Source organism: Paraburkholderia jirisanensis (assembly GCF_054782355.1).
Genome location: NZ_BAAGSQ010000029.1, coordinates 504,664 through 527,962 on the forward strand (window position 1 = coordinate 504,664; position 23,299 = coordinate 527,962).

Annotated in this window: 24 protein-coding genes, 1 tRNA gene and 1 riboswitch; of the genes, 14 read left to right on the top strand and 11 right to left on the bottom strand. The window is 64.9% G+C overall.

From position 1 onward, the window contains the following. Position 1: 1 nt before the first annotated feature. The 5 genes from ACYVNQ_RS27945 to ACYVNQ_RS27965 form a co-directional block, all read right to left on the bottom strand. A complete protein-coding gene (locus ACYVNQ_RS27945; protein ID WP_460906955.1) occupies positions 2-598 on the bottom strand; it encodes a chorismate mutase in 597 nt (198 codons plus the stop codon). Between the two features lie 319 nt (positions 599-917). Continuing rightward, entirely contained in the window at positions 918-1,067 is a 150-nt protein-coding gene (locus ACYVNQ_RS27950) for a hypothetical protein (protein ID WP_460906957.1), read from the bottom strand. A gap of 629 nt (positions 1,068-1,696) precedes the next feature. Continuing rightward, the gene (locus ACYVNQ_RS27955; protein WP_460906959.1) at positions 1,697-1,999 is read right to left on the bottom strand and encodes a hypothetical protein; all 303 of its coding nucleotides are present in this window, start codon (positions 1,997-1,999) and stop codon (positions 1,697-1,699) included. A gap of 25 nt (positions 2,000-2,024) precedes the next feature. After that, positions 2,025-2,237 (bottom strand): hypothetical protein, encoded by a 213-nt coding sequence (locus ACYVNQ_RS27960; protein ID WP_460906961.1) that lies wholly within the window; start codon positions 2,235-2,237, stop codon positions 2,025-2,027. Between the two features lie 95 nt (positions 2,238-2,332). Beyond that, the gene (locus ACYVNQ_RS27965) at positions 2,333-2,620 is read right to left on the bottom strand and encodes a hypothetical protein (RefSeq protein ID WP_460906963.1); all 288 of its coding nucleotides are present in this window, start codon (positions 2,618-2,620) and stop codon (positions 2,333-2,335) included. Between the two features lie 97 nt (positions 2,621-2,717). Between ACYVNQ_RS27965 and ACYVNQ_RS27970 the strand changes: the two genes are divergently transcribed. Continuing rightward, positions 2,718-2,993: a hypothetical protein gene (locus ACYVNQ_RS27970; RefSeq protein WP_460906965.1), complete on the top strand. Its 276-nt coding sequence runs from the start codon at positions 2,718-2,720 to the stop codon at positions 2,991-2,993. Between the two features lie 90 nt (positions 2,994-3,083). On the opposite strand, the gene ACYVNQ_RS27975 is transcribed toward ACYVNQ_RS27970, so the two are convergent. From ACYVNQ_RS27975 to pepN, 5 genes are all read right to left on the bottom strand, one after another. Then, positions 3,084-3,159, bottom strand: a tRNA-Thr gene (locus tag ACYVNQ_RS27975). A 53-nt stretch (positions 3,160-3,212) separates the two neighbouring features. Then, entirely contained in the window at positions 3,213-4,229 is a 1,017-nt protein-coding gene (locus ACYVNQ_RS27980; protein WP_460906967.1) for a class 1 fructose-bisphosphatase, read from the bottom strand. Positions 4,230-4,443: 214 nt separating this feature from the next. Next, positions 4,444-4,881, bottom strand: a complete 438-nt coding sequence (locus ACYVNQ_RS27985; protein ID WP_460906969.1) for a HigA family addiction module antitoxin — start codon at positions 4,879-4,881, stop codon at positions 4,444-4,446. Positions 4,882-4,901: 20 nt separating this feature from the next. Further along, positions 4,902-5,183, bottom strand: a complete 282-nt coding sequence (locus ACYVNQ_RS27990; RefSeq protein ID WP_460907721.1) for a type II toxin-antitoxin system RelE/ParE family toxin — start codon at positions 5,181-5,183, stop codon at positions 4,902-4,904. A 186-nt stretch (positions 5,184-5,369) separates the two neighbouring features. Next, the gene (gene pepN, locus ACYVNQ_RS27995; protein WP_460906971.1) at positions 5,370-8,075 is read right to left on the bottom strand and encodes an aminopeptidase N; all 2,706 of its coding nucleotides are present in this window, start codon (positions 8,073-8,075) and stop codon (positions 5,370-5,372) included. 188 nt (positions 8,076-8,263) lie between these two features. Here pepN and ACYVNQ_RS28000 point away from each other — a divergent pair, with 188 nt between their 5' ends. Then, positions 8,264-8,998: a DUF4136 domain-containing protein gene (locus tag ACYVNQ_RS28000; protein WP_460906973.1), complete on the top strand. Its 735-nt coding sequence runs from the start codon at positions 8,264-8,266 to the stop codon at positions 8,996-8,998. A 126-nt stretch (positions 8,999-9,124) separates the two neighbouring features. Here the strand turns inward: ACYVNQ_RS28000 and ACYVNQ_RS28005 are convergent, their stop codons facing one another. Then, on the bottom strand, positions 9,125-9,697 hold the full coding sequence (locus ACYVNQ_RS28005) for a TMEM165/GDT1 family protein (protein WP_460906975.1): 573 nt from the start codon (positions 9,695-9,697) through the stop codon (positions 9,125-9,127). A 53-nt stretch (positions 9,698-9,750) separates the two neighbouring features. Next, positions 9,751-9,964, bottom strand: a riboswitch (yybP-ykoY riboswitch). 538 nt (positions 9,965-10,502) lie between these two features. Here ACYVNQ_RS28005 and ACYVNQ_RS28010 point away from each other — a divergent pair. The 12 genes from ACYVNQ_RS28010 to ACYVNQ_RS28065 are packed head-to-tail and all read left to right on the top strand — an operon-like array spanning position 10,503 to position 23,298. Further along, positions 10,503-11,291, top strand: a complete 789-nt coding sequence (locus ACYVNQ_RS28010; protein ID WP_460906977.1) for a beta-ketoacyl synthase chain length factor — start codon at positions 10,503-10,505, stop codon at positions 11,289-11,291. Then, the gene (locus ACYVNQ_RS28015) at positions 11,275-12,063 is read left to right on the top strand and encodes a lysophospholipid acyltransferase family protein (RefSeq protein WP_460906979.1); all 789 of its coding nucleotides are present in this window, start codon (positions 11,275-11,277) and stop codon (positions 12,061-12,063) included. Before ACYVNQ_RS28010 ends, ACYVNQ_RS28015 begins: the two co-directional genes overlap by 17 nt. Beyond that, positions 12,044-12,343, top strand: coding sequence for a phosphopantetheine-binding protein (locus tag ACYVNQ_RS28020; protein ID WP_460906981.1), 300 nt, complete (start codon positions 12,044-12,046; stop codon positions 12,341-12,343). Before ACYVNQ_RS28015 ends, ACYVNQ_RS28020 begins: the two co-directional genes overlap by 20 nt. Positions 12,344-12,346: 3 nt before the next feature. After that, positions 12,347-12,598 carry an acyl carrier protein gene (locus ACYVNQ_RS28025; protein WP_460906983.1) on the top strand — a complete coding sequence of 84 codons (252 nt, stop codon included), beginning with the start codon at positions 12,347-12,349 and terminating at the stop codon, positions 12,596-12,598. Further along, complete coding sequence (locus tag ACYVNQ_RS28030) at positions 12,598-13,236, top strand: COG4648 family protein (RefSeq protein WP_460906985.1); 639 nt, start codon at positions 12,598-12,600, stop codon at positions 13,234-13,236. Before ACYVNQ_RS28025 ends, ACYVNQ_RS28030 begins: the two co-directional genes overlap by 1 nt. After that, complete coding sequence (locus ACYVNQ_RS28035) at positions 13,233-14,948, top strand: AMP-binding protein (RefSeq protein ID WP_460906987.1); 1,716 nt, start codon at positions 13,233-13,235, stop codon at positions 14,946-14,948. The genes ACYVNQ_RS28030 and ACYVNQ_RS28035 overlap by 4 nt, the downstream gene beginning before the upstream one ends. After that, on the top strand, positions 14,945-16,837 hold the full coding sequence (locus ACYVNQ_RS28040; RefSeq protein ID WP_460906989.1) for a glycosyltransferase family 2 protein: 1,893 nt from the start codon (positions 14,945-14,947) through the stop codon (positions 16,835-16,837). Before ACYVNQ_RS28035 ends, ACYVNQ_RS28040 begins: the two co-directional genes overlap by 4 nt. Next, the gene (locus tag ACYVNQ_RS28045) at positions 16,824-18,533 is read left to right on the top strand and encodes an HAL/PAL/TAL family ammonia-lyase (protein ID WP_460906991.1); all 1,710 of its coding nucleotides are present in this window, start codon (positions 16,824-16,826) and stop codon (positions 18,531-18,533) included. Before ACYVNQ_RS28040 ends, ACYVNQ_RS28045 begins: the two co-directional genes overlap by 14 nt. Further along, positions 18,517-18,957 carry an acyl-CoA thioesterase gene (locus ACYVNQ_RS28050; RefSeq protein WP_460906993.1) on the top strand — a complete coding sequence of 147 codons (441 nt, stop codon included), beginning with the start codon at positions 18,517-18,519 and terminating at the stop codon, positions 18,955-18,957. Before ACYVNQ_RS28045 ends, ACYVNQ_RS28050 begins: the two co-directional genes overlap by 17 nt. Beyond that, positions 18,945-19,673 carry a LolA family protein gene (locus ACYVNQ_RS28055; RefSeq protein WP_460906995.1) on the top strand — a complete coding sequence of 243 codons (729 nt, stop codon included), beginning with the start codon at positions 18,945-18,947 and terminating at the stop codon, positions 19,671-19,673. Before ACYVNQ_RS28050 ends, ACYVNQ_RS28055 begins: the two co-directional genes overlap by 13 nt. Next, a complete protein-coding gene (locus tag ACYVNQ_RS28060) occupies positions 19,673-22,105 on the top strand; it encodes an MMPL family transporter (protein WP_460907723.1) in 2,433 nt (810 codons plus the stop codon). The genes ACYVNQ_RS28055 and ACYVNQ_RS28060 overlap by 1 nt, the downstream gene beginning before the upstream one ends. Next, positions 22,102-23,298 (top strand): beta-ketoacyl-[acyl-carrier-protein] synthase family protein, encoded by a 1,197-nt coding sequence (locus ACYVNQ_RS28065; protein ID WP_460906997.1) that lies wholly within the window; start codon positions 22,102-22,104, stop codon positions 23,296-23,298. Before ACYVNQ_RS28060 ends, ACYVNQ_RS28065 begins: the two co-directional genes overlap by 4 nt. Position 23,299 lies beyond the last annotated feature (1 nt).

The window sequence follows — 23,299 nt, forward strand, 5'->3', positions numbered from 1 at the left end:
CTTAGCCGGTCGCGCCGACCCCGCCGGACTCGCAGACATGTCCCAGCGCGTGCGTCAATGCGGCCGTTTGCGCGGCGTCATAGCGCGTCAGCGATTTCCAGTTCGCGACACCCTGCGCGACGCGTGACGGGCAATCGGGCGCTTCGCGCAGAGCCTGCACGCGAGCAAGTCCAGCCGTCATTGATTGCGTCAGGCGATCGAGCTGGGCACGCGTGCGTGTGTTCAGGTCCGGCGCGGGTCCCTCGGGCGGGTGCAGCTTGCGCCATTGCTCGAACAGCGCATGCTGGATTTCCTTGTTGGCGTCGATCTGATCCTGAAAAAACTCGCGCGCGAATTCGGGATCGACACCGGCCGTGCGCGCGCGCTTCGCTACATCAGTCAACAGCGCGACTTCGCGCGGCGTGTCGTCGATGGGACGCTGATTGACCCACTTCCAGTGGGCGACCGGCTCAGCAAGCGCGAGGCGCTGCGAGACCAGCGAGATGAGGTTGGTCAGAGCGGTGTCATCGGAATCCGCGCGCGATGGAGTGGGAGCAAACTCGAGCGTGAGGATCGAGACAAGCATGCAAAGTGCGCCGGCACAGGCTGAACGGGACATGGACAGAATCAGGAAAAAGCGAGGAAGAAAAGCGGAGCAACGGCGAACGGGTGGTCGGACCAAATAGCAAAGACACAATGAAACCGATGCAGCGGTAGCGCAGTTGCATACGCGGGCCGTTCGTCGCCCACGTAACAAATCAGCTCGCGGCAGATCGTTTGACCCGGTCGCTCATCGACGCAGCGTGCCGTTCCCGGCATGCAGTCATCAACGCGCGCGCGGTCGTGTCGCGCGCACATGCCGCGCACAACGTGAAAACGCTTCCAACGTTCGCAGCATCTTCACTGTGCGCGATTCGTTGCAAAATCCCCGTTCGTCGTTACTTCTGTTCGCACGACTTGCGCTGTTCGTCGAAGAACGCACGTACGTGCTCGGGCAATTCAGCTCCCAGAAACTCGACGCCTGCGGGTTCCGGATCCGGGCTGAACACCTTGTCGGGGGTCGGAATCTTCGGCGGTTTGCTGTCCATGATCTTTTCTCCTTTACGAATCGATTATCTGCTGCAGTCCCCGTTCGCCACTAGTGCGCTCGACCGCAAAACTCGCGTTTCGTCGTCTCCTGTTGCTTTAACGGCACACTGGTTCCACGATTGAACGAGCTTGCATAAAATTTATCGATTGTCCTGAATGTTCCCATCCGCTGCATGAACGCGGCAAATTCTTCCACTTGCTGCACTGCGCTGCGTGCCTGCCATTCGTGAGCTATTGTCCGTCGAATTGTGCCGTGCTGCAGATGCGCTGCGCGTTGTCTTGGCGGACAACGGTTCTAGCGATGTCGCAAAGGTGCGCGCCTTCCAGCTTAACGACCGATCCGGCTACGTCGTTGACAACCTCGGGGCTCTGGTAGGTAAACGCTTTACCGGCGATCGCAATTCCGTATTCCGTTGCCGCGATTTTGCGAAGGGCTTCGCGGGTGCCGCGCTAATGCATGCCGATGATGGGATGGTGACTTCTGGTATTCCCTGGCTGCGCGCGGATGCGCTTGACCCGGGGCAATGCGGCGAGAAGCCGTGCACAAGAATGATCGATGCGAAGGAGGGGGCGGACGAAAGGGCTGCTTGCTGTAGCGCGATGTGCTTCGTGCCGAATGCCTGGCGCGTCAGGCCGGATCGAACATCACAGCGCCGCGGTCTTCAAAGTGGATGGCGCTACGCACGAAGCGAAACACCTGGCCGGCGACTTCGATGCGGTTCCGGCCGGCGCGGGTGCGCCGAACGATTTCTTTTGCAACGGACGCGGCGATAGTCCCGTGAAAAATCAGCAAGCCTTGATCTCTCGATGCGTTGCCGACGTACATCGCGCAGGACGCGTCGCACTCTTGCATCATGATGATGCTCTCCCCGGCATTCAGGGGCAGCTGGAGATATTCGGCCAGGCTGAGAAGTGACTCATGCACAGGCATCGGAGAACTGCTGGGGCCCGGGGCGCTAGCCATAACGCTTTTCGAGCCATTGCGTTGCCCAATGGTGTGCGTAACGGATTGCATCGTCGCGAAGATCGAAACCTGCGAGGTCGCCGCTCACGTGGGTGAATGCGATGCCGCCCGCCGCAGTGCCACTGATTCTGGCGTGAGCCATGTACTCGCCATCGGCGCGCCGCGGCGTAGGATCAATCAGGAATACAGCAGGATCGAAATTCATATACCGCTCCACACCGCTGCACGCGGATGACACTCGCGCAGCTTCACCGCTTGCGAGCTTGCACGGCAGACATCGAGCGCCCATTGCGATTGCCGTTATTCGCGATCCCAGATCGTTTGCCCGGAAGGACATCCATCGATCAGGTTCTCAGCGAAGGCGATCGACGCACGACGCGCATCGCCGCTATTACTAAATGGCCTTTCGGCGGGGAGCCGAAACACCCGGCTGCGGATCTCGGATTCAGCGGACTCGAGCTCATTGATGCGGACCGCGGCGTCGAAGCCGTCGTCGTAGTTATGAGCGTAACCGGACCTGGTGGCGCGGCGCGGATAGACAAGCGGACAGACCTGCAGTCCCCTGTACACGTACGTGGCAGTTGCCATGGAAATACCTCAGCAGTCGCGGATTGGCGACTGCGCTGATAGGGAAGGCTGATGCGGCATATACAACCGCATGGCGGGATTCAAAAGATTGCCGCCGATGAGAACTCCGGCGGCACTGACTTTGGGCTGGAAGAAACGCCGGATAAACGCGACGCCAACGAAACCCATCGTACGCGCTTCTGGGCGTTTGTACAGTGAAACCTTCACCCTTTTCCTTCGCGAAGCGACGCGCGGGATAGAGAAATTTATCTGCCCGGAAGACACATCGGAAGGCGCGTTTCTCGATGAAAGCTCAGCGTACTGCGCAACACAATACGGCATCGTGTTCGCGGAACTTGCGAGCGTCGTGTTATCAGTGAAGCGACTGTATTGAACTCTCGCAAACCGCCGCAAACGAGAAACCGGCAAACACCGGCAAACAAAAAGCCCAGTCAAAGACTGGGCTTTTTGTTTGAAGCTTGGTTGGTGCCGGAAAGAGGAATCGAACCCCCGACCTTCGCATTACGAATGCGCTGCTCTACCGTCTGAGCTATTCCGGCATCAGGGAACCGCGATTATAGGGAGTTCCTTGTCCGGTTGGCAAGCCCCTTGCTCACTTTTTTCTTTCGAGATGATAGCGGGTCACGCGGTCGACTTCATTCTTCGAGCCGAGGTACACGGCAACACGCTCGTGCAGCGACTTCGGCTCGATATCCAGGATGCGCTTCTCGCCGTTGGTGGCCGCGCCACCGGCCTGCTCGACAATGAACGCCATCGGGTTTGCCTCGTACATCAGGCGCAGCTTGCCGGGACGATCCGGAGTGCGCTTGTCGGCCGGATACATGAAGATGCCGCCGCGATTCAGGATGCGATGCACGTCTGCCACCATCGACGCGATCCAGCGCATGTTGAAGTCGACCTGACGTGGGCCATCCTTGCCGGCATTCAACTCGTCGATATATTGCTGAACCGGTTCGTACCAGTGGCGCGAGTTGGACGCATTGATCGCATACTCGCGTGTCTCAACCGGAATCTGCATGTCGCTTTGCGTGAGCACCCACGAACCCAGCTCGCGGTCGAGCGTGAAGCAGTTCACACCGTTGCCGGTGGTCAGCACCAGCACAGACTGCGGCCCGTACACCGCATAGCCTGCGGCGACCTGTTGCGTGCCCGGCTGCAGAAAGGATTCCTCGGTAGGTTGCTGACCGTCCGGGCAACGCAGCACCGAGAAGATCGTGCCGATCGATACGTTGACGTCGATGTTCGATGAGCCGTCGAGCGGATCGAACACCAGCAGATACTCACCGCGCGGATAGTTGGCCGGGATCGGGAAGAACTGTTCCATCTCTTCCGATGCCATGCCCGCCAGATTGCCGCCCCATTCGTTCGCTTCGAGCAGGATTTCGTTCGACAGGATGTCGAGCTTCTTCTGCACTTCGCCTTGCACGTTTTCACTGCCGGCCGTGCCGAGTGCTTCGCCGAGCGCACCTTTGCTGACGTGATAGCTGATTGCCTTGCACGCGCGCGCAACGACTTCGATCAAAAGACGCAGATCTGCCGGCAGGTTATTGTTTTCTCGCTGCTGCTCGATCAGATACTTCGTGAGTGTGGTACGACGTTGCAGTGACATTGCTGTACTCCGGAAGGCAATGGGAATAGCGCGATTTTACCCGCTCGCACGGCAGTTCCCGCGTTAACAAAATGCACCCCGAAAATGCGCCCCGAAAACGCCTCCGGAAAATTCGCGGCAAAAATATATAACGACACGTCATCACGCCGTCACCGCAGTGCGCCCGGACGCAGCGCGCCGCGCGCGACCTCAGGACCGCGCGACAGCAGGGTCGCTACGTCGATGCAACGCGCCGCGCGGCGTTCGCAGCGAGCGACATCGCGCGCACTTGCGCTGCCTGGGTTTTCGGCGGTCTGGGCCGCTCGCGCGGCGGTAGCGGTTCGATGTCGCGCTCGATCTGCGCAGCCGATGCCTCTGTGGCAACGCGCAGCTCATAGGCGACCTGCAGGTTCATCCAGAACAGCGGACTCGTGCCGAAATAGCGCGCGAGACGCAGCGCAGTTTCCGGCGACACCGCGCGCTTGCCGCGCACGACATCGTTGATGCGCGGCGCCGGCACGCGCAACGCAAGCGCCAGTGCATTCACCGACATGCCGCGCGGATCCAGAAACTCCGCACGCAATACTTCGCCTGGGTGAACGGCGCTGATGCGTTCGCCGGTGGCGATGTCGGAAAAGTCCGTGCTTTCCAGCTCGGAGCGTTTGATAACCATACGGTCCTCCATTTAATCAATCAGTGGTAGTCGACGATGCTTACGTTCTGCGCCTCGCCGTCGGCAAAATAAAAGCAGATGCGCCATTGGCTGTTGATGCGAATGCTCCACTGTCCGCTCCGTTCCCCGTGCAGTGCCTCGAGCCGGTTGCCCGGCGGCACAAACAGGTCCGTTACCGAGATGGCCGCGTCGATCATCTTGAGCTTGCGATGCGCAATGGCCTGTATGTGAGCAGGCAGAGAGCGCGCGAAGCCACCTGTAAAAACCAATGCCGTTGCCTTGTCGCCAAAACTTGAAATCATAGGTATCGTATAACGCACTGCGTTAAATGTAAACTGTTATAAGGGTGCGTTTACTTTGTGCTGTTCAGGCGGCCTTGAACAGTCGTCCAAATGGCCAGTGCGACACGGACCGACCAGCGCACGGCACAAATAAAAAAGCCGGCAACGTGTGCCGGCTTCGATACCAATGAAACCTCGTTCGACCGATCAGCCCAACGCTTTCTCGACGATCTCACGCACGTCGCGCGACTTCACTTCGGCGGCGACCTTTTGCAGTGCCGCGCGCATCTGATCGCGCAACGCCGGCGTGAAACGGCGCCACAGTTCCAGCGAGCGCGCGAGTCGCGCCGCCACTTGCGGATTCAGCGCGTCGAGTGCGATGACCTGTTCGGCCCAGAACGCATAGCCGGAACCGTCTTGCGCATGGAACTGCGCCGGGTTGGCCGCGCAGAAGCTGAAGATCAGTGAGCGTGCGCGGTTCGGGTTCTTCAGGTTGAACGCCGGGTGGGTCATCAGGCGGCGCACGATGTCGATCACCGGGCGCTGCGGGGTGCCGCGCTGCGTGGCCTGCAACGCGAACCACTTGTCGATCACCAGCGGCTCTTTTTCGAAGCGGCGATAGAAGTCGTCCAGTGCCTGCTGCGCGTCACTCGTGCCCGCACCGGAGGTCGCCGCGGTCAGCAACGCCGACAGCGCAGCAGCGCGATCGGTCATATTGTTTGCCGCGTCGTACTGCGCGCGCGCATGCCGCACTGCGTCGCGCGGATCGTCCAGTTCGGCGAGGTAGCCAAGCGCGAGGTTCTTCAACGCGCGGTGGCCGGAGGCTTCGGGTGTCGCCTGATACTCGCCGGGTGTCTGGTGGCGTTCGTAGATCGCGAGCCACGAGTCGCGCAGCGCGTTGGCGAGTTGCTTGCGCAGGAACTGTCGCGCGCGGTGCACGGCTGCCGGATTCGATTCGGCCATCTGCTCGGCGAGATACGCTTCCGACGGCAGCATCAGCGCGAGCTCGCGAAACGCCGGCGACAGCGTTTCATCGGCAAGCACGCGTCCGAACGCCGCGACCACGGCCGGGTCGAGCTGCAGCGGCGCACCGGAGGCCGCATGGTCGGACAGCGTCAGCAGTTCACGCGTTGCAAGCCGCTGGCCGGCTTCCCAACGGTTGAACGGATCGCTGTCGTGCGCGAGCAGGAAGGCGAGTTCGTCGCCGGTGTAGTCGTATTCGACGATGACCGGTGCCGAGAAATTACGCAGCAGCGATGGCAGCGGCTTTTCCGCCACGTCGACGAAGGTGAAGGTCTGCTCGGTCGCGGTGAATTCGAGTACGCGCGTGGTTGTCGATGCGGCCTGCGCTTCGCCTTCCAGGCGCAACGGCAGGTCGCGCCCGTCGGCGCCGATCAGGCCGATCGCGAACGGAATCAGCAGCGGCCCTTGCTGCGTTTCGCGCGCCGCGGCCGACGCGTCGCCGTAGCCCTGCTTCAGCGTCACGCGGTAGCGCCGTTGCGCGGCATCGTACGCGGTCGCGACCGTCACCCGCGGCGTGCCCGCCTGGCTATACCAGCGCTCGTACTGCGCGAGGTCGCGGCCGTTCGCATCGGCCATCGCATGACGGAAATCGTCACAGGTTACCGCCTGCCCGTCGTGCCGCTTGAAGTACAGGTCCATGCCGCGCCGAAAGCCGTCGCGACCGAAAAGTGTCTGGTACATCCGCACGACTTCCGAGCCTTTCTCATAGACTGTCATCGTGTAGAAGTTGTTGATCTCGACGTAGCTTTCCGGCCGTACCGGGTGTGCCATCGGGCCGGCGTCTTCGGCGAACTGCATCTGGCGCAGCACGCGCACGTCCTCGATGCGCTTCGTCGCGCGCGCCGCTTCGTCGCTGCCGTTGCTCTGGCCGCCGGCCATATCGGCGGAGAATTCCTGATCGCGGAACACGGTCAAGCCTTCCTTCAGGCTCAGCTGAAACCAGTCGCGACAGGTGACACGGTTGCCCGTCCAGTTATGGAAATACTCATGGCCGACCACAGCTTCGATGTTCGCGAAATCGGTATCGGTGGCGGTTTCCGGGTTCGCCAGCACGTACTTCGTGTTGAAGATGTTGAGACCTTTGTTCTCCATCGCGCCCATGTTGAAGTCGCTGACCGCGACGATCATGAAGCGGTCCAGATCGAGCTCGAGGCCGAAGCGCCGCTCGTCCCAGCGAATCGAATGGATCAGCGAGTCCATCGCGTGGCGCGTCTTGTCGAGGTCGTGCGGCTCGACCCATACCTGCAGCAGTTTTTCCTTGCCCGAACCGCTCTGGATGCGTTCTTCGAGCGCGACCAGCTTGCCGGCGACGAGTGCGAACAGATAGCTCGGTTTTCTGAACGGATCTTCCCAGCGCGCGAAGTGCCGGCCATCCGGCAGGTTGCCCTGTTCGAGCAGATTGCCGTTCGACAGCAGCACCGGACACGCGGCCTTGTCCGCACGCAGCGTTACGGTGAAGGTGGCCATCACATCCGGGCGATCGAGGAACCACGTGATGCGGCGAAACCCCTCGGCCTCGCATTGCGTGAAGAAATTCCCGCTCGACACATACAGGCCGGACAGCGTCGTATTGGTCGCCGGGTTGCAGATGCCGATCAGCGTCAGCTCGAACGCATCGGGCACCTCTTCGACGGTGAGGCCGTGCTCATGCGCGCGGGTGGCCGCATACGGCTTGCCGTCGAGCGTGGCGCTGACGAATTCGAGCTGCTCGCCCATCAGCTCGAGGTGCGTGGCGCGCACCGCATCGGGGTTGCGCCGCACCCGCATCGTGCTCTTGACGATGGTGCGTTCGGGCTCGAGATCGAACTCCAGCGCGACGGTATCGATGAGAAAGGCGGGCGGCGCGTAAGCGGCGCGGCGGATCACGTTGGGCGTAGCGGTATCGGCCATGGTCGGAGGAAAATGAGGAGCGTTGAAGCCCGCCCGCGCGGCGTGCGGGCGGGGCTGATCGGACCATTGTAAAAGCAAAGGCGCGGCGCGTCTGCGACCAGAACTTTTTACCTTGATGAGCGGTCAGCGTATTATCGGGCCGCCTGCGCGGCGTGTGCGGGCGACGACAGCGAAGAAGAGGAAAGACCATGAAGCTCGACCGTTGGACCCGCCCCGTTATCGTGACGCTGGCGGTGCTGGCTACGCTGCTGGCCGGCTGCACGTCGTACGTGACCACGCAGGTCACCGCATTCTCCGATTGGGACGGCGGCAGCGACGCTACCCGCACCTATGCGTTCCAACGCGGCGGCGCGCAACAGGCGAGCATCGAGCAGTCCACGTACGAGCAGGTGGTCGCGAACGCGCTGGCCACGCACGCGTTCCGCCAGGTCGACATGGACCGCGCGCACTATCTGGTTGCGATTGCCTATAACACCCGCTCGGACATGGCGATCACGTCGACGCCCGCCTATTACTACGACCCGTGGGTCGGCCCGTATGCCTGGGGCCGCCCGTACGGCTGGGGCGGCTGGGGTCCGTGGGGCCCGTACGGCGGCGGCGGTTTCGGCGGTGGCTACGGCGGTTACGTCACGCAGAGCTATCCGGTCTATACGCAGACGCTCGGCGTGCGCATCACCGACAGGGCGAGCGGCAAGGAGCTCTATAACGTGACCGCGCGCAGTGCCAGCGAAGACTCGTCGCTGGTGCACGCGATGCCGTTCCTCGCACAAAGCGCGCTGGCCGATTTCCCGCTCGGCAACGGCGTGGTGCGTACGGTGAAGATTCCGCTCGACGGGCGCGGCGCGGGCGCCGTGCCGAACGAAGTGGCGGCGGGCAGCGCCGCGCCGGCGGTACCCGCGTCGGCGGCCAAGACGGTGCAATAGCGGTAGCGGGTCGGTCGCGCGCAGTAGCGCGTCAGGAACGCTGGCTGCAGCGGCCACACATGCAGCAGACCAGCCGGCTGCCCGCTGTCACAGCGGCGCGGCCGGCGCCGGACAACATCGCCTTGCTCAGAGCCCCACGCCGAACAGCGCGAGCGTGCCGAGCACGACAAACATCACCGCGGCAATACCGTGCACCAGTCTGGTCGGCAGTTTGTGCGCAAAGCGGTCGCCCAGCAGAATCGCCGGCACATTCGCGATCATCATCCCGAGCGTCGTGCCGCCCACCACACCGAAGAAATCATGAAAGCGCGCGGCGAGCGCAACCGTGGCGAGCTGGGTCTTGTCGCCCATTTCCGCGAGGAAGAACGTGACGACCGTGGCGCCGAACACGCCGAGACGCGAGCGGTTGGTGTTGGCTTCTTCGTCGTCGAGCTTGTCGGGCACCAGAATCCACAAACCCATGCCGACAAACGAAGCGGCCAGCGCCCAGCGCATGATGGTTGGCGTGACGAGCGAGCCGAGCCAGGCACCGAGCGCACCGGCGCCCGCGTGGTTGACCAGCGTAGCGACGAGTACGCCGAAAATGATCGGCAGCGGTTTGCGATAGCGCGCGGCGAGGACCAGCGAAAGGAGTTGGGTCTTGTCGCCGATTTCGGCAAGCGCGACCGCACCGGTCGAGATGAGAAGAGCTTGATCCACGTGTACGTGTTTCCTCGGGCCGGATATGAACGAGCGACGATCTACCGCGCGCCGGGCCCTGTTGCGGCGCGCAGTAAACCATCAGTCTCGCCAGGCCAAAGGCTGCGTCTGCCATGGCCGCATGCGGCCAAGTTTGTTGACAGACGCCCCCGCCATCGATGCGCGCAGCACGCAGAACGATCAGGTAGCGAATACCTGGGAAATCCAATCGTTTCCGGCCGTTCGGTGGAGCATCTGGCGGGGCGGCTACTCCCCAATGAGGGGCGGATTATAGCATGGGCGGCTAGCGTGCCAGCCCCGGTTCATCGCGATTTTGTTCGTGTGGGCAGCTAACAAAGACATTTCATTGCAAAACGACGGCGATTGTCCCGTCTTTTAGCGAGTTTCGCGAAAACGCGCGCACTGCGGCGACGCAGCAATCAGCCATGCGCCACCGCACGGCCTTTGCCCATTTTCGCGACAGCCCCGTGCACACGAGGGCGGCGATTTTTCCCGTCGCGATTCGGACACAGATACAGTTGGATACGTCTTTTCTGGCTGATTTATTTAAGAATGTTCAGTATGATTTCGGGCGGTCGGAAGCAACCCGGCCACACAATATAGAGTGGTTTGGCGACCCGCCCCTAAATAATCGGCACAAAGTGCCGTTACCTCGCTAAACCGGATAAAAGGCTGACCTCCTGAGCGGCGATTAATCTCCAGAAAGAAGGTGCATGCGTGCAGTCGCCGGCGCGGTCGCTGGCGTCATTGCCAGCGTAGGCACCCCTTTTTCAGGCATCAGCAGCCCGTATGCGCGAACCCCGACATGCCCAATCTGCACTGGACTATTCCGGTTGCTCGCTGGTCTTTCTGGCCTGTCGCCGCAACCGCCGCCCCCGATCTCGGCTTTATCGAGCCGATGGTGCGGCGCCGTCTGAGCAGTTTGTCGCGCATCGCGCTGAAGGTCGCGCACGATTGCGCGGCCGATCGCAGCCACGTGCGCGTGCTGTTCGCGTCGCGGCACGGCGAATTGCGCCGCACTACCGAAATACTGCGTGCGATCGGCGCGGGCGAGCCGGTTTCGCCGACCTCGTTCAGCCTGTCGGTGCTCAATGCGATGACCGGCGTGTTCGGCATTGCGCGCGGCGACCGCTCGGCGGCAAGCGCGGTATCGGCGGGTGCGGAAACGCTCGGCTACGCGTTGCTCGAGGCGCACGCGCAGTACGCAAGCGACCCGGCCACGCCGGTGCTGCTGGTTTATGCGGACGAGCCGGCGGATGCCGCGTACGGTGCGATCGAGAACGAAGTGCAGGGCGGCGCGCTCGCGCTGCTGCTCGACGCGCCGGCCGCGCAGGGCCGGCTATCGTGCGCGGTAACAAGTGCGGTAACAGGCGCGGTAACAAGCGCGGTATCGGAGCAAGCGGACGCGGTAGCGGACGCGGCATCAGGCCCCCACGCGGCGAATCCCATGAAAGGTTCGCCGCCAGCCGCCGCCCACGCCTTGTTCGCGACGCAGAGCGAAGCGCTGCTGCACTGTCTGGACACACACGGCGCGACGCACTGGCGGCGCGGTACCGCGCAATGGGAGTGGCAATGGCATGACGGAGCGGCTTGATTACCCCTGGCGGCTGTTTGCCACCGGCATGAGCTTCGTGGCATTCGGGCTGTGCGGGCTGGCGTTTTCGCTGCTCGCTGTTCCGCTCGCCGCGCTGTGGCCGCATCGCGCGTCGCGCCAGCGCGCGGTGTCCGACGTGATCCACGTGTACTTTCGTGCGCTGGTCTGGGTGCTGTGCCGTATCGGCGTCATGAAACTCAGCACCACCGGCGCGCAAACACTGCTTGCGCGCCGCGCGGCGATCGTGGTCGCGAATCATCCGACATGGCTCGACGTGATGGTGCTGCTGTCGTTGACGCCGCGCGCCTGCTGCGTCGTCAAAAGCGCGCATTGGGGCAACCCGGTGTTCTGGGGCATCGTGCGGGCCGCCGAATACGTCAGCAATTCCGATCCGGTCGCGCTGGTCGAAGCGGGCGCGCGGCAGCTCGCCGCCGGCTACACGCTGATCATTTTTCCCGAGGGCACGCGCAGCCCGGCACGCAACCGGCTGCATGCGTTCTCGCGCGGTTTCGCCTACATGGCGCTCGATACGCATGCGCCGATTCTGCCGGTGCTGATGGATTGCGACCCACCGGCTTTCACCAAAGGGATGCGCTGGTATCACGTGCCGCCACGGCCGTTTCACATGCGTGTCAACGTACTTGCGCCGCGCGGCGTCGACGAATTCGCGGTGCGCGACGTGCCCGCCGCGATCGCGGCGCGTCACGTCACGAGCGCGATCGAAGCTCACATTACTCAGCACCTGTTCGACTATGGATTCTTTAAAGCTTGAGATCAAACAGCTTCTGATCGACGCACTCGATCTGGAAGACCTGACACCCGCCGACATCGACGACGATGCGCCGCTGTTCGCCACCGACGGCGTCGGCCTCGATTCGATCGATGCGCTGGAAATCGGCATTGTGCTGCGCCGGCACTATCAGCTGACCATCGCGGCCAACGACGAAAGCACGCGCGAACACTTTCGCTCGATCAATACGCTTGCCGCATTGGTAGCGAGCCAGCGCGAACCGGTGCACGCCGGCAACGAAACAACAAAGAAAGGGGAGTAGACCGTGACCGACGCAGAGATTCTGGAACGCATCCGCGCGATCTTCAAAGAGAACTTCGCCATCGAGCCGGAGCGCGTGACACCCGAGGCGCACCTGTTCGAGGAACTCGATCTGGACAGCATCGATGCGGTAGACCTCGCGATCAAGCTGCAGGAAATGACCGGCCGGCGCATCAAGCCGGAAGAATTCAAATCGGTGCGCACGGTGGGCGACGTAATCGTCGCGGTCGAATCGCTGCTTGCGGCGCAGGGTTGATGCGCGCAGATCGGCCGCGCCAGCACCAGGCCGGTGGCGCCATGCGGCGCCGGGTAGGCGGCGTGCTCGCGGTCGTGGCGAAGCTGGCTTATCCGCTGGTCATTTTGTGCGCGTGGCGTTGGGATACGCCGCGCTACGTCGGCTGCATGCTGTTCGGTTTGTTGTGTCTGCAACGGTTTGCGGGCAGCGGCGCATTCGCGCTTTCGCTGAAAGGCTTTTCGCCGATCGACTGGGGCGTCGCGGCGCTGCTCGGCTGCGGTTCGGCGGCAATCGTCGCGACCGATAGCGAACTGCTGCTGCGCGTCTATCCGTCGCTGGTGAATCTCGGTTTGTTGATCGCCTTCGGCGCGACGCTGGTGCGCGGACCATCGATGATCGAGAAGTTCGCGCGCATCCGCACGCCGCAACTGAGCGCACCGGCGATTCGCTATACGTGTCACGTCACGAAGATCTGGTGCGTGTTCTTTGTGCTGAACGGCGCGTTTTCGCTGTACACCGCGCTGTACTGGCCGCGCGAGGCGTGGTCGCTGTATAACGGCGCGATTGCTTACGGCCTGATCGGCGTGCTGCTGGTAGCCGAGATCGTCTGGCGCTACCTGGTGGTGCTGCCGCGCGTGGCTCGTTCGGAGGCCGCATGATCGCGCTGCACGAACTGCTGCGCGGCGCACATGCGGCATCCACGCCGGTTTGCCGCGACGCGGCGCGCGCGGGGCCCGCAACGACGCTCGACTTTGCCGCGTTCCGCGCGCGCGTGTCGGCCATCGCGGCGCAGGTTCTTCAGGCGCCCGATGCGCCGCGGCGCTACGCATTGTGTATCGACGATACCTTCGATTTCGCGTGCGCGCTGTTTGCACTTCTTGCATGCGGCAAGGAGCCGGTGATTCCGGCCAGTGCGACGCCCGGTTATCTTGCCGATCTCGCGGGCGCATTCGACGCGGTGCTGACCGACGCCAACCTGCAAGCGCTCGAAGACGAGCGCACGACGCTCGCAGCCCTTGCACCAGACTTCGGCGCGATCGCGCCCATCGCGCCGCTCACGCTTTTCACGTCGGGCAGCAGCGGCGTGCCCAAACCGGTCCACAAAACGCTCGCGCAATTCGATGCCGAGGTGCAAACACTCGAACGCGAATGGGGCGCAACGCTTGGCGATGCAACCGTGCTGGCGAGCGTGCCGCACCGGCATATCTACGGGTTGCTGTTTCGCGTGCTGTGGCCGCTTGCGGCCGGCCGCCCGTTCGATCGCAACGCGATTGGCGAACCGCAGCAACTGCAGGCGCGCATCGACGTCTACGGCGCGACGGCCGTGGTCGCCACGCCTGCGCAACTGTCGCGTTGGCCCGCGCTGCCTGGTTTCGCCACGTTGACCCCAGCCCCGCGCGTGTTTTTTTCGTCGGGCGGTCCGCTGGCGAACGAGGCCGCGCTCGACTACGCGCAGGCATTCGGCGCAGCGCCGACCGAAATCTACGGCAGCACCGAAACCGGCGGCATCGCCTGGCGCCGGCAGAACGACACGCCGGCATGGCAGCCGCTCAACGGCATCGAAGCACGGCACGGCGCAGACGGCGCGCTCGAAGTGCGCTCGCCGCATCTCGGCCACGACGCCTGGCACCGCACCGACGACGCCGTGGAATTCGACGCCGATGGCCGCTTCAACCTGCGTGGCCGGCTCGACCGCATCGTGAAGCTCGACGGCAAGCGTGTGTCGCTGCCCGAGCTCGAAGCGCGTCTCGCCTTGCATCCGTATGTGACGCAAGCGGCGGCGGTGCCGCTCGCGGGGGCTTCGCGCGAGCGCGTCGGCGTGCTGGTCGCGCTGACCGAAGCGGGTAGCGCGGCGCTGTGCGGCGAAGGCCGCGTCGCGCTCGCGAAAACCTTGCACCGGCATCTGGCCGACTATTTCGACGCGGTCGTGCTGCCGCGCCGCTGGCGCTTTCGCATTGCGCTGCCGTTCGATGCGCGCGGCAAGCTGCCGGCCGCGGCACTGGCCGAAGCTTTCGGAGCGCGAGCCGAAGGTGTCGAGGTGCTGACCGAAGCGCGTCGCGGCAACGAGTTCCACTACGAACTGCGTGTACCGTCGACCCTCGTGCATTTCGCCGGCCACTTTCCGGGCGTGCCGATTCTGCCGGGCATTGTGCAGCTCGACTGGGCGATCCGTTTCGCGGCCGAACACATAGCTGGCGTACGCGATATCGCATCGATCGATCGCCTGAAGTTCACCGCGCCGGTACGGCCGGGCGCGCTGCTGATGCTGACGCTGTCGCACGATGCGGTGCGCCGCCGTGTGCAGTTTGCTTACCGGCTCGGCACACGCGATTGCGCATCGGGCGTGATCGTCTACCGGGAGCACGCATGAGCCTCGCCGCGTGCATCGTGATTCCGATCTACAACCACAAGGACGCGATTGGCGGCACGCTCGCGCGTCTTGCGGTGCATGGTTTGCCGATGTTCGTCGTCGACGACGGCAGCGACGACGCGACGCAACAGGTGCTGGCTGCGCTGCGCGTGCAGTACGCAGCGCACATGACGCTGTTGCGGTTACCGGTGAACGGCGGCAAGGGTGCGGCCGTGATGGCCGGATTGCGCGCCGCGCGCGCCGCGGGCTTCACGCACGCGTTGCAGATCGATGCCGACGGCCAGCACGATGCGGCCGACGTGCCGCGTTTCATCGAGGCCGCGCACGCAGCGCCGGCTGCGGTGATCATCGGCCGGCCGGTGTACGACGCAAGCGTGCCGAAGGCGCGTTTGTACGGACGCTATCTGACGCACGTGTGGGTGTGGATCGAAACACTATCGCCGACGATCCGCGATTCGATGTGCGGCTTCCGGCTCTATCCGCTCGATGCCGCATGCGCGCTGCTCGACAGCGTCGCACTGCCGACCCGGATGGACTTCGATATCGAGATTCTGGTGCGCCTGTACTGGCGGCGCGTCGCGTTCCGTTCGATCGCGACGCGCGTCACCTATGCGGCGGACGGTGTGTCGCATTTCGATGTGCTGTGGGACAACGTGCGCATTTCGCGCAGCCATACGCGGCTGGTGTTCGGCATGCTGTGGCGCTTGCCGATGTTGCTCGCGCACAAGCTGATGCCGCGCAACGCGGGTGTGCCGGTCGCGATGCCCGCCGATGAAGGCCACAATGGCGACAGTGGCAACGACAGTGGCAGCGGCAGCACGCGCGCACACGCCAACACCACCGGCACCACCGGCACCAAACCGGCATCGGCCGCGCCCGCCGGCGAAACCCAAAATCGCAACTGGTCGCGCATCGCCGAGCGCGGCAGCCGCCTCGGCATGTTGACGCTCGCGTTGAGCTGCCGCGTGTTCGGCCTGCGCGTCACCGGCTGGTGGCTGCATCCGGTGGTCGCGTATTTCCTGCTGACCGGACGCGCCGCGCGCGCCGCATCGCGGACCTACTTCACGCATCTGGCCGACGCGACTCCGGATGGCAACACACCCCGCCCCGGCTGGCGCTCCGCCTACCTGCAGATGCTCGCGTTCGCCCAGGCGGGCCTGTACAAACTCGCTGCATGGTCCGGCCGCATCAACGGCGACGAAATCGCCTTCGACGACCCAGCCGCGTTCGAGGCGCTCGCCGACAGCGGCCGCGGCGCGCTCGTGATCGGTGCGCATCTGGGCAACCTCGAAATGATGCGCGCGCTCGCCGCACGCCATGCGTACGCAAAGGTCACCGCGATTGTCTATACCGGGCATGCGCGCCGCTTCAACAGCGTGCTGGCCGCGGCAAACGAGCGTTTCGGGCACCACCTCGTCGAAGTACGCGATTTCGGACCGCAGACGTCGATGCTGATGCAGGAGCGCATCGACGCAGGCGAACTGCTGGTGATCGTCGGCGACCGCGTGCCGGCGAGCGAATCGGGCCGCACTACCGATGCGCAGTTTCTCGGTGCAAGCGCGCCGTTTGCGCAAGGGCCGTATATCCTCGCCCACGCGCTTGGCTGTCCGGTGTATCTGTTCTTCTGCCTGCGCGAGCGCGGCGCTTACCGCGTGTATTTCGAATCGTTTGCGCAGCGTATCGAACTGCCGCGCGCCGCCCGCGCCGAGCAGCTCGCCGCATGGGCCCAGCGTTACGCGCAGCGGCTCGAACACTATTGCCGCAAGGCGCCTTACCAATGGTTCAATTTCTACGATTTCTGGGCGCGCCCCGCGCGCGCAGCGCAGGCACGCGCGGACCTTGCGCGCAAGTCGGCGCAATCCAATGGAGAAGCGAATGGCCGAGCATGATCTGATTGGCAACGCAGGCGCCGGCGACGCGCAATCTGCGATGCCGGCCGACGCAAAAGCCGACGCAAAAGCCCATCCGCACCTGGCCGCCGCGCCGCAACCCGGCGTCACCCCGATCGTGATCGGCAACCGGCGCCTGACCATCGAGGAAGTCGTCGCGATTGCGCGCGACGCCGCGCCGGTCGCGCTGACAGGCGACCCCGCGTGGCGCGCGCGCATCGAACGCGGCGCCGAATTCCTGCGCCGTCATCTGGCGGCCGGCGAAACCGTGTACGGCGTGAACACCGGCTACGGCGAAGCTTGCGTGGTCGACGTGCCGATGGCGCTGGTCGAAGCATTGCCGCTGCAACTCACGCGCTATCACGGCTGCGGCATGGGCGCATATCTGGACGACGCGCAGACGCTCGCGGTCGTCGCCGCACGGCTCAACTCCTTGGCCTGCGGGATGTCCGGCGTACGCCCGGTGCTGCTCGAGCGCCTTGCCGACCTGATCAACCAGCGCATCCTGCCGCGCATTCCATCCGAAGGCTCGGTCGGCGCGAGCGGCGATCTGACGCCGCTGTCGTACGTGGCGGCGGCGCTGGTCGGCGAACGCGACGTCAGCTTCGGCGGTGTGCTGCGCGATGCGCGCGACGTATGGACGGAACTCGGCCACACGCCGCTCACGCTCGCGCCGAAGGAAGGCCTCGCGCTGATGAACGGCACGGCGGTGATGACCGGCCTCGCGTGCCTCGCATTTGCGCGCGCCGACCATCTGACGCGCCTTGCCTCGCGCCTGACCGCCGTGGTGACCGTCGCGCTCGACGGCCGCGCCGCGCATTTCGATCCGCTGATCTTCGAGGCGAAACCGCATGCCGGCCAGGCCGAAGCTGCCGCATGGATTCGCGCGGATCTCGCGGGCCGCGCCGATACGCCGGGGCATCGCCTGCAGGACCGCTACTCGATCCGTTGCGCGCCGCACGTGATCGGCGTGGCGCGCGACGCGCTTTCATGGGTGCGGCGCGACATCGAAAACGAGCTGAACAGCGCCAACGACAACCCGCTGATCGACCCCGACGGCGAGCGTGTGCTGCACGGCGGCAACTTCTACGGCGGCCATATTGCGTTCGCAATGGACTCGTTGAAGACCGCGGTCGCGAATCTGGCGGACCTGATGGACCGGCAGCTCGCGTTGCTGGTCGACGAAAAATTCAACAACGGCTTGCCGCGCAACCTGACCGGCGCGACGCCGGAGCGCGCGCCGATCAACCACGGCTTCAAGGCGGTGCAGATTTCGTCGTCCGCGTGGACGGCGGAAGCGTTGAAACAGACGATGCCGGCGAGCGTGTTTTCGCGCTCGACGGAATCGCACAATCAGGACAAGGTCAGCATGGGCACGATCGCCGCGCGCGACTGCCTGCGCGTGCTCGAACTGACCGAGCAGGTAGCGGCCGCGCATACGCTGGCGGCGCTGCAGGCGCTCAGGCTGCGCGTGCGCGACGCGGCGGATACGCCGGTGCCTGCGCCTCTCGAGGCATTTGCGCAGCGTGTCGAAGCGATCTCGCCATTCGTCGTTGAAGACCGCGCGCTGGAACACGAGCTGCGCGCGCTGACGGCGCAGATTGCCGCGTGCGCGCTGATCGAGCGGAGCGGCTTGCCGAACGGCGAGCCGAACGGCAAGCCACGCGGGGAGGCGCACGATGAACGCGCCCGATAAACAAGCCCCGGTATTAAGCGCGAGCGGCCTCGTCGAAGTGCCGTTTCACGACGTCGACGCGATGAACGTCTGCTGGCACGGCAACTACCTGAAGTACTTCGAAATCGGCCGCGCCGCGTTGTTGCGCGCATTCGACTACGACTATCTGCAGATGCGCGATTCCGGCTATCTGTGGCCGATCGTCGAGGCGCATCTGAAATACGTGCGGCCGGCCATCTACGGACAGCAACTCGAAGTGCGCGCACAACTGCTCGAATACCAGAACCGTTTGAAGATCGGCTACGAGATCGTCGATTGCGCATCGGGCACGCGTCTGACGAAGGGCTACACGATCCAGGTCGCCGTCGATGCGGCGACCCAGGAATTGCAATTCGTGTCGCCGCCGGTCGTCTTCGAAAAGCTGGAGCGCGCATGGAAACGTTGAAGCGGCGCGCGCGCACGCTTGCAGCCGCAACGCGTGTGGCCTGTACGGCAGCAGCGCTCGTCGCGGTATGCGGCCTCGTCGTGCTCGCCACGTTCCCCAAGAGCGCCCATGCAGCGACCGCAGCCGCAGCTGGCGACGCCGCGGCCGGCAATCCGGCCTTGGTATCGTCGGTTGCATCGCGCCTCGGCCAGGTCAAAGGCATACGGGCGCAGTTCAAACAGACGCAGACGCTTTCCGCGATGCGCCAGCCGCTCGTGAGCACGGGCTCGCTGCTGTTCTTCCGCGAGCGCGGCGTGATCTGGAAGATCGATACGCCCTACAAGGCAGGCTACGTGATCGACGACGCCGGCGTGAGCGAATTGAACGCCAACGGCCAGCGCGTAAAGAGCACCGGCACGCAACACGCGAACGGCGCACGAGGCGTCGCCGAAGTCTCGAAGATGATGCGCGCGATGCTCGGCGGCGACCTGTCGGCGCTGTATGCGCAGTTCGACGTCGCCGCACAGGGCACGCCGGAACACTGGCAGATGCAACTCACGCCGAACCAGCCACAACTCGCGCAGTCGATCAAGACATTGCAGATGAGCGGCGGCGCGTACTTGCAGACGCTGCGCATCACGCTCGCCAACGGCGACGTCACGCAACTCGACTTCACCGGCAGCACGGCGGTCGACGAACTGACGCCCGCCGAGCGCGCGCTGTTCGGAGCATCGTGATGCAGCTCATGGCGCAGCACCGGCTGACGCGGCAGCGCTGGGGCATGCGTGCCGCCTGGCTGCTGCTCGCGCTGGCGGCGGCGCTGTATTGCGGATGGCGTTTCACGGCCGGCTCGCCGCTGCAGACCAACCTGCTCGAGCTGCTGCCGCAAACCGAAGCGGACCCCGTCGCGGAACAGGCGGTCGACAAGCTTGCCGCCGCGCTCGGCGACCGCACCGTGTACGTTGTGACGAGCCGCGACGCCGCGCATGCGAAAGCCGCGGCGAAACAGCTGGCCACGACGCTGACGAAGAGCGGCACGTTCCGCTCGGTAACGGCCGAACTACCGCCGTTCGATCTGTCGCAGATCGGCACGCTCTATCTGCCGTACCGCTTCAGCCTGTTGACGCCCGCCGACCGCACAGCGCTGGCGAGTGACTCATACTCGCTGCCCGATGCGCTCGCGCAGCGTCTGTACAACCCGCTGCGCGGCCCGCTCGCCACGCAGCTCGCCGACGACCCGTTCGGCTGGCTCGAGCATTGGCTGCCCGGCCTGCCGCTCGCCACCTCGAACCTGTCGATCGAAGACAACCTGCTGGTCGCGCACCACGACGATGCGACCAGCGTGCTGGTGGTTGCCACCTTGCCCGGCTCGGCCTACGAAGCACCGCTCGAACAGGCGGTGCTCACCGCGACCGCGCAGGGCGCCGCGCAACTCAAAACACACTTCCCCGACGTCACGCTGGCCCGCACCGGCGCGGTGTTCTACGCGCAGGCAGCACGCAGCAGCGCCGAGCGCGACGTCCATCTGATCGGTGCGGCGTCCGCATGCGGCATCGCGTTGCTGATGCTGTGGGTGTTCCGTTCGCCGCGTTTCCTGCTGCTCGGTTTCGTATCGACCGCGCTCGGCATCGTCTGCGCGCTGGCCGCCACGCTGATCGTATTCGGCAAGCTGCATCTGGTGACGCTGGTGTTCGGCGCGAGCCTGATCGGCGAGGCAGTCGATTATTCGATCCAGTATTTCGTCGTCACGCTCGGCGCGGCACGCAATTCTCAAACACCGTGGGACGCGCGACGCGGCGCGCGCGCGGTGCGCCCCGCGCTGACGGTGGCGCTCGCCACCAGCCTGCTCGGCTATGCGATCCTCGCGTGGGTGCCGTTTCCGGCGCTGCGGCAGATTGCGTGCTTTGCGATGGTGGGTATCTGCACGGCGTTTGCTTCGGTGTTGACGCTGTTGCCTGCGTTGTTGCCGCGTGAGCTGAAACACAAGCCTAATCACGGCCGTCGCCAGTTGTTCGATGCGGCAGCGCGTCTGCTCGAGCGCTGGCACGCGTTGCTCGGCGGCCGCCGCGCATGGTGGGTGGCTGCGCTGCTACTGGTGCTCGCGGCGCCCGGCTGGCTGCGTCTGAGCAGCGACGACGACATCCATCTGCTGATCCAGCGTGACCCGGTGCTCGCTGCACAGGAAAACCAGATCCGCGCGGCGATCGGCGTCGACAACACCGCGCAGTTCTTCGTCGTGCGCGGCGCGACGCCCGACGCGGTGCTGCAGCGCGCGCAGGCGCTCGGCGCGAAGCTTGACGGATTGAGCGGCGCGGCAGCGGTGGACGGCTGGCAGTCGGTGTCGTCGTTCGTGCCGCCGGCGCAGCAACAGACGGCCGATCGCGCGTTGCTCGCGAAGCGCGTATTCGACGATCCCAATAAACTACGCGCGACGCTGGTCCAGGCCGGCTTTCGCGACGAAGTCGCCGATGCCTGGCTGGCCGCCTACCGTCAGTCGGCCGACACGGCGCCGCTCACAGTCGAGCGCTGGCTCGCCACGCCGTGGGCGCAGCCGTATCGCCATCTATGGCTCGGCGCGACCCACACGCCGCAACACGACTACGCCGCGCTCGTCATCCCGCGACGCGTGGCCGACGCGAATCTGCCAGACCTGAGCGCGCTCGCTCACGCGTTGCCGGGCGTGGTGTTCGTCGACAAGGCAGCGAGCGTGTCGAAGCTGTTCGGCGCGTATCGCGTGGACAGCGCGCTGTGGCTGGCCGGCGCGCTCGCGCTGGTGTTGCTGCTGCTGATATTCCGCTACGGTGTGCGCGGCGGCATCGCGGTGACGCTGCCGGTGCTGCTCGCGGTGGTCGTCACGCTGGCGGTGTTCGGCTATGCGCGCGTGCCGCTCAATCTGTTCAACTGCCTCGCGTTGATGCTGGTGCTCGGGGTCGGCGCAAACTACGCTGTATTCCTGCGCGAAGGCTGTCTGCGCGAAGGCGCCGAACTCGGCGCGGTATGGACCGGCGTGCTGCTGTCCGCCGCCACCACGCTGTTGTCGTTCGGCCTGCTCGGCACCAGCGCGATGCCGGCGCTGCGCAGCTTCGGCTCGACGCTGGCACTGGGCATCGCGGTGGCGGTGCTGCTCGCGCCGCTCGGCATGCCGGCGCATTCACGGAGAACTGCATGAGCGCTTCCACGATATTTCCGCGGGTCTACCTGCACGCGCTCGGCATGGTCAACGCGCTCGGCGACGACGTCGAGTCGATTGTGCACGCGCTTGCCGCCGGCCACGCGCCGGGCATGGGCGCGATGCATACCGGCCTCGGCGAGGCTTTCGTCGGCCGCGTGACCGGCGCGCTTGCCCGCACGCCGTCGCCTGCGTTGCAACATTACGACTGCCGCAACAACCGCCTGCTGCTCGCCGCGCTCGCGCAGATCGCGCAGCCTGTCGAAGCGGCGCGCGAGCGCTACGGCCGGCAGCGGATCGGCGTGGTGCTCGGCACCAGCACGTCGGGCATCGACGCAGCTGAAGCCGCGCTGGTGCATCAGGCGCAGGCGGGTGCGTTGCCCGACAGCTTTCATTACGCGCAGATGGAAATCGGCACCGCGGCGCCGTTCGCGGCCGCGGCGCTCGATATCGACGGCCCGGCGTTCACGGTGTCGACCGCCTGCACGTCGAGCGCGAAAGCCTTCGTGTCGGCACGCCGGCTGCTGCAACTGGGCCTGTGCGACGCAGTGATCGTGGGCGGCGTGGATTCACTATGCGAGCTGACCGTGCAGGGCTTTGCGTCGCTCGAATCGACCAGCGCGACGCGTACCAATCCGATGAGCGTGAATCGTTGCGGCATCAACGTCGGTGAAGGTGCGGCGGTGTTCCTGATGAGCCGTGACGAAGCGCCGGTCGCGCTGGCCGGCGCCGGCGAATCGAGCGACGCGCATCACATTTCCGCACCGGATCCGCAAGGCATAGGCGGCGAACTTGCGCTACGCGCCGCGCTGCAGGACGCGGGCCTCGCGCCGCAAGCAATCGATTACGTGAATCTGCATGCCACCGCAACGCGCAAGAACGACGACATGGAAGCACACCTGATGGCGCGTGTATTCGCCGACGGCGTGGCGACGAGCGGCACGAAGCCGTACACCGGGCATCAACTGGGCGCGGCCGGCGCGACCGAACTCGGTTTCGCATGGCTTACGCTGGCGCGTGAGCGCATGCCGCTGCCGCGCCATTGCTGGGACGGCGCGGCCGACCCGGCGCTGCCGCCGCTCGATCTGGTGGAGCACGAGCGTTTTCTGCCGCAGCATGCGGGCACGCGTCACGTGATGAGCAATTCGTTCGCGTTCGGCGGCAGTAACGTCAGCCTGATTCTGGCCGGATAAC

Excerpts from the sequence above, each read along its gene's own strand:
- ACYVNQ_RS27945 (WP_460906955.1), bottom strand. The coding sequence starts at position 598 with ATGTCCCGTTCAGCCTGTGCCGGCGCACTTTGCATGCTTGTCTCGATC.
- ACYVNQ_RS27950 (WP_460906957.1), bottom strand. The coding sequence starts at position 1,067 with ATGGACAGCAAACCGCCGAAGATTCCGACCCCCGACAAGGTGTTCAGC.
- ACYVNQ_RS27955 (WP_460906959.1), bottom strand. The coding sequence starts at position 1,999 with ATGCCTGTGCATGAGTCACTTCTCAGCCTGGCCGAATATCTCCAGCTG.
- ACYVNQ_RS27960 (WP_460906961.1), bottom strand. The coding sequence starts at position 2,237 with ATGAATTTCGATCCTGCTGTATTCCTGATTGATCCTACGCCGCGGCGC.
- ACYVNQ_RS27965 (WP_460906963.1), bottom strand. The coding sequence starts at position 2,620 with ATGGCAACTGCCACGTACGTGTACAGGGGACTGCAGGTCTGTCCGCTT.
- ACYVNQ_RS27970 (WP_460906965.1), top strand. The coding sequence starts at position 2,718 with ATGAGAACTCCGGCGGCACTGACTTTGGGCTGGAAGAAACGCCGGATA.
- ACYVNQ_RS27980 (WP_460906967.1), bottom strand. The coding sequence starts at position 4,229 with ATGTCACTGCAACGTCGTACCACACTCACGAAGTATCTGATCGAGCAG.
- ACYVNQ_RS27985 (WP_460906969.1), bottom strand. The coding sequence starts at position 4,881 with ATGGTTATCAAACGCTCCGAGCTGGAAAGCACGGACTTTTCCGACATC.
- ACYVNQ_RS27990 (WP_460907721.1), bottom strand. The coding sequence starts at position 5,183 with ATGATTTCAAGTTTTGGCGACAAGGCAACGGCATTGGTTTTTACAGGT.
- pepN (WP_460906971.1), bottom strand. The coding sequence starts at position 8,075 with ATGGCCGATACCGCTACGCCCAACGTGATCCGCCGCGCCGCTTACGCG.
- ACYVNQ_RS28000 (WP_460906973.1), top strand. The coding sequence starts at position 8,264 with ATGAAGCTCGACCGTTGGACCCGCCCCGTTATCGTGACGCTGGCGGTG.
- ACYVNQ_RS28010 (WP_460906977.1), top strand. The coding sequence starts at position 10,503 with ATGCCCAATCTGCACTGGACTATTCCGGTTGCTCGCTGGTCTTTCTGG.
- ACYVNQ_RS28015 (WP_460906979.1), top strand. The coding sequence starts at position 11,275 with ATGACGGAGCGGCTTGATTACCCCTGGCGGCTGTTTGCCACCGGCATG.
- ACYVNQ_RS28020 (WP_460906981.1), top strand. The coding sequence starts at position 12,044 with ATGGATTCTTTAAAGCTTGAGATCAAACAGCTTCTGATCGACGCACTC.
- ACYVNQ_RS28030 (WP_460906985.1), top strand. The coding sequence starts at position 12,598 with ATGCGCGCAGATCGGCCGCGCCAGCACCAGGCCGGTGGCGCCATGCGG.
- ACYVNQ_RS28035 (WP_460906987.1), top strand. The coding sequence starts at position 13,233 with ATGATCGCGCTGCACGAACTGCTGCGCGGCGCACATGCGGCATCCACG.
- ACYVNQ_RS28040 (WP_460906989.1), top strand. The coding sequence starts at position 14,945 with ATGAGCCTCGCCGCGTGCATCGTGATTCCGATCTACAACCACAAGGAC.
- ACYVNQ_RS28045 (WP_460906991.1), top strand. The coding sequence starts at position 16,824 with ATGGCCGAGCATGATCTGATTGGCAACGCAGGCGCCGGCGACGCGCAA.
- ACYVNQ_RS28050 (WP_460906993.1), top strand. The coding sequence starts at position 18,517 with ATGAACGCGCCCGATAAACAAGCCCCGGTATTAAGCGCGAGCGGCCTC.
- ACYVNQ_RS28055 (WP_460906995.1), top strand. The coding sequence starts at position 18,945 with ATGGAAACGTTGAAGCGGCGCGCGCGCACGCTTGCAGCCGCAACGCGT.
- ACYVNQ_RS28060 (WP_460907723.1), top strand. The coding sequence starts at position 19,673 with ATGCAGCTCATGGCGCAGCACCGGCTGACGCGGCAGCGCTGGGGCATG.
- ACYVNQ_RS28065 (WP_460906997.1), top strand. The coding sequence starts at position 22,102 with ATGAGCGCTTCCACGATATTTCCGCGGGTCTACCTGCACGCGCTCGGC.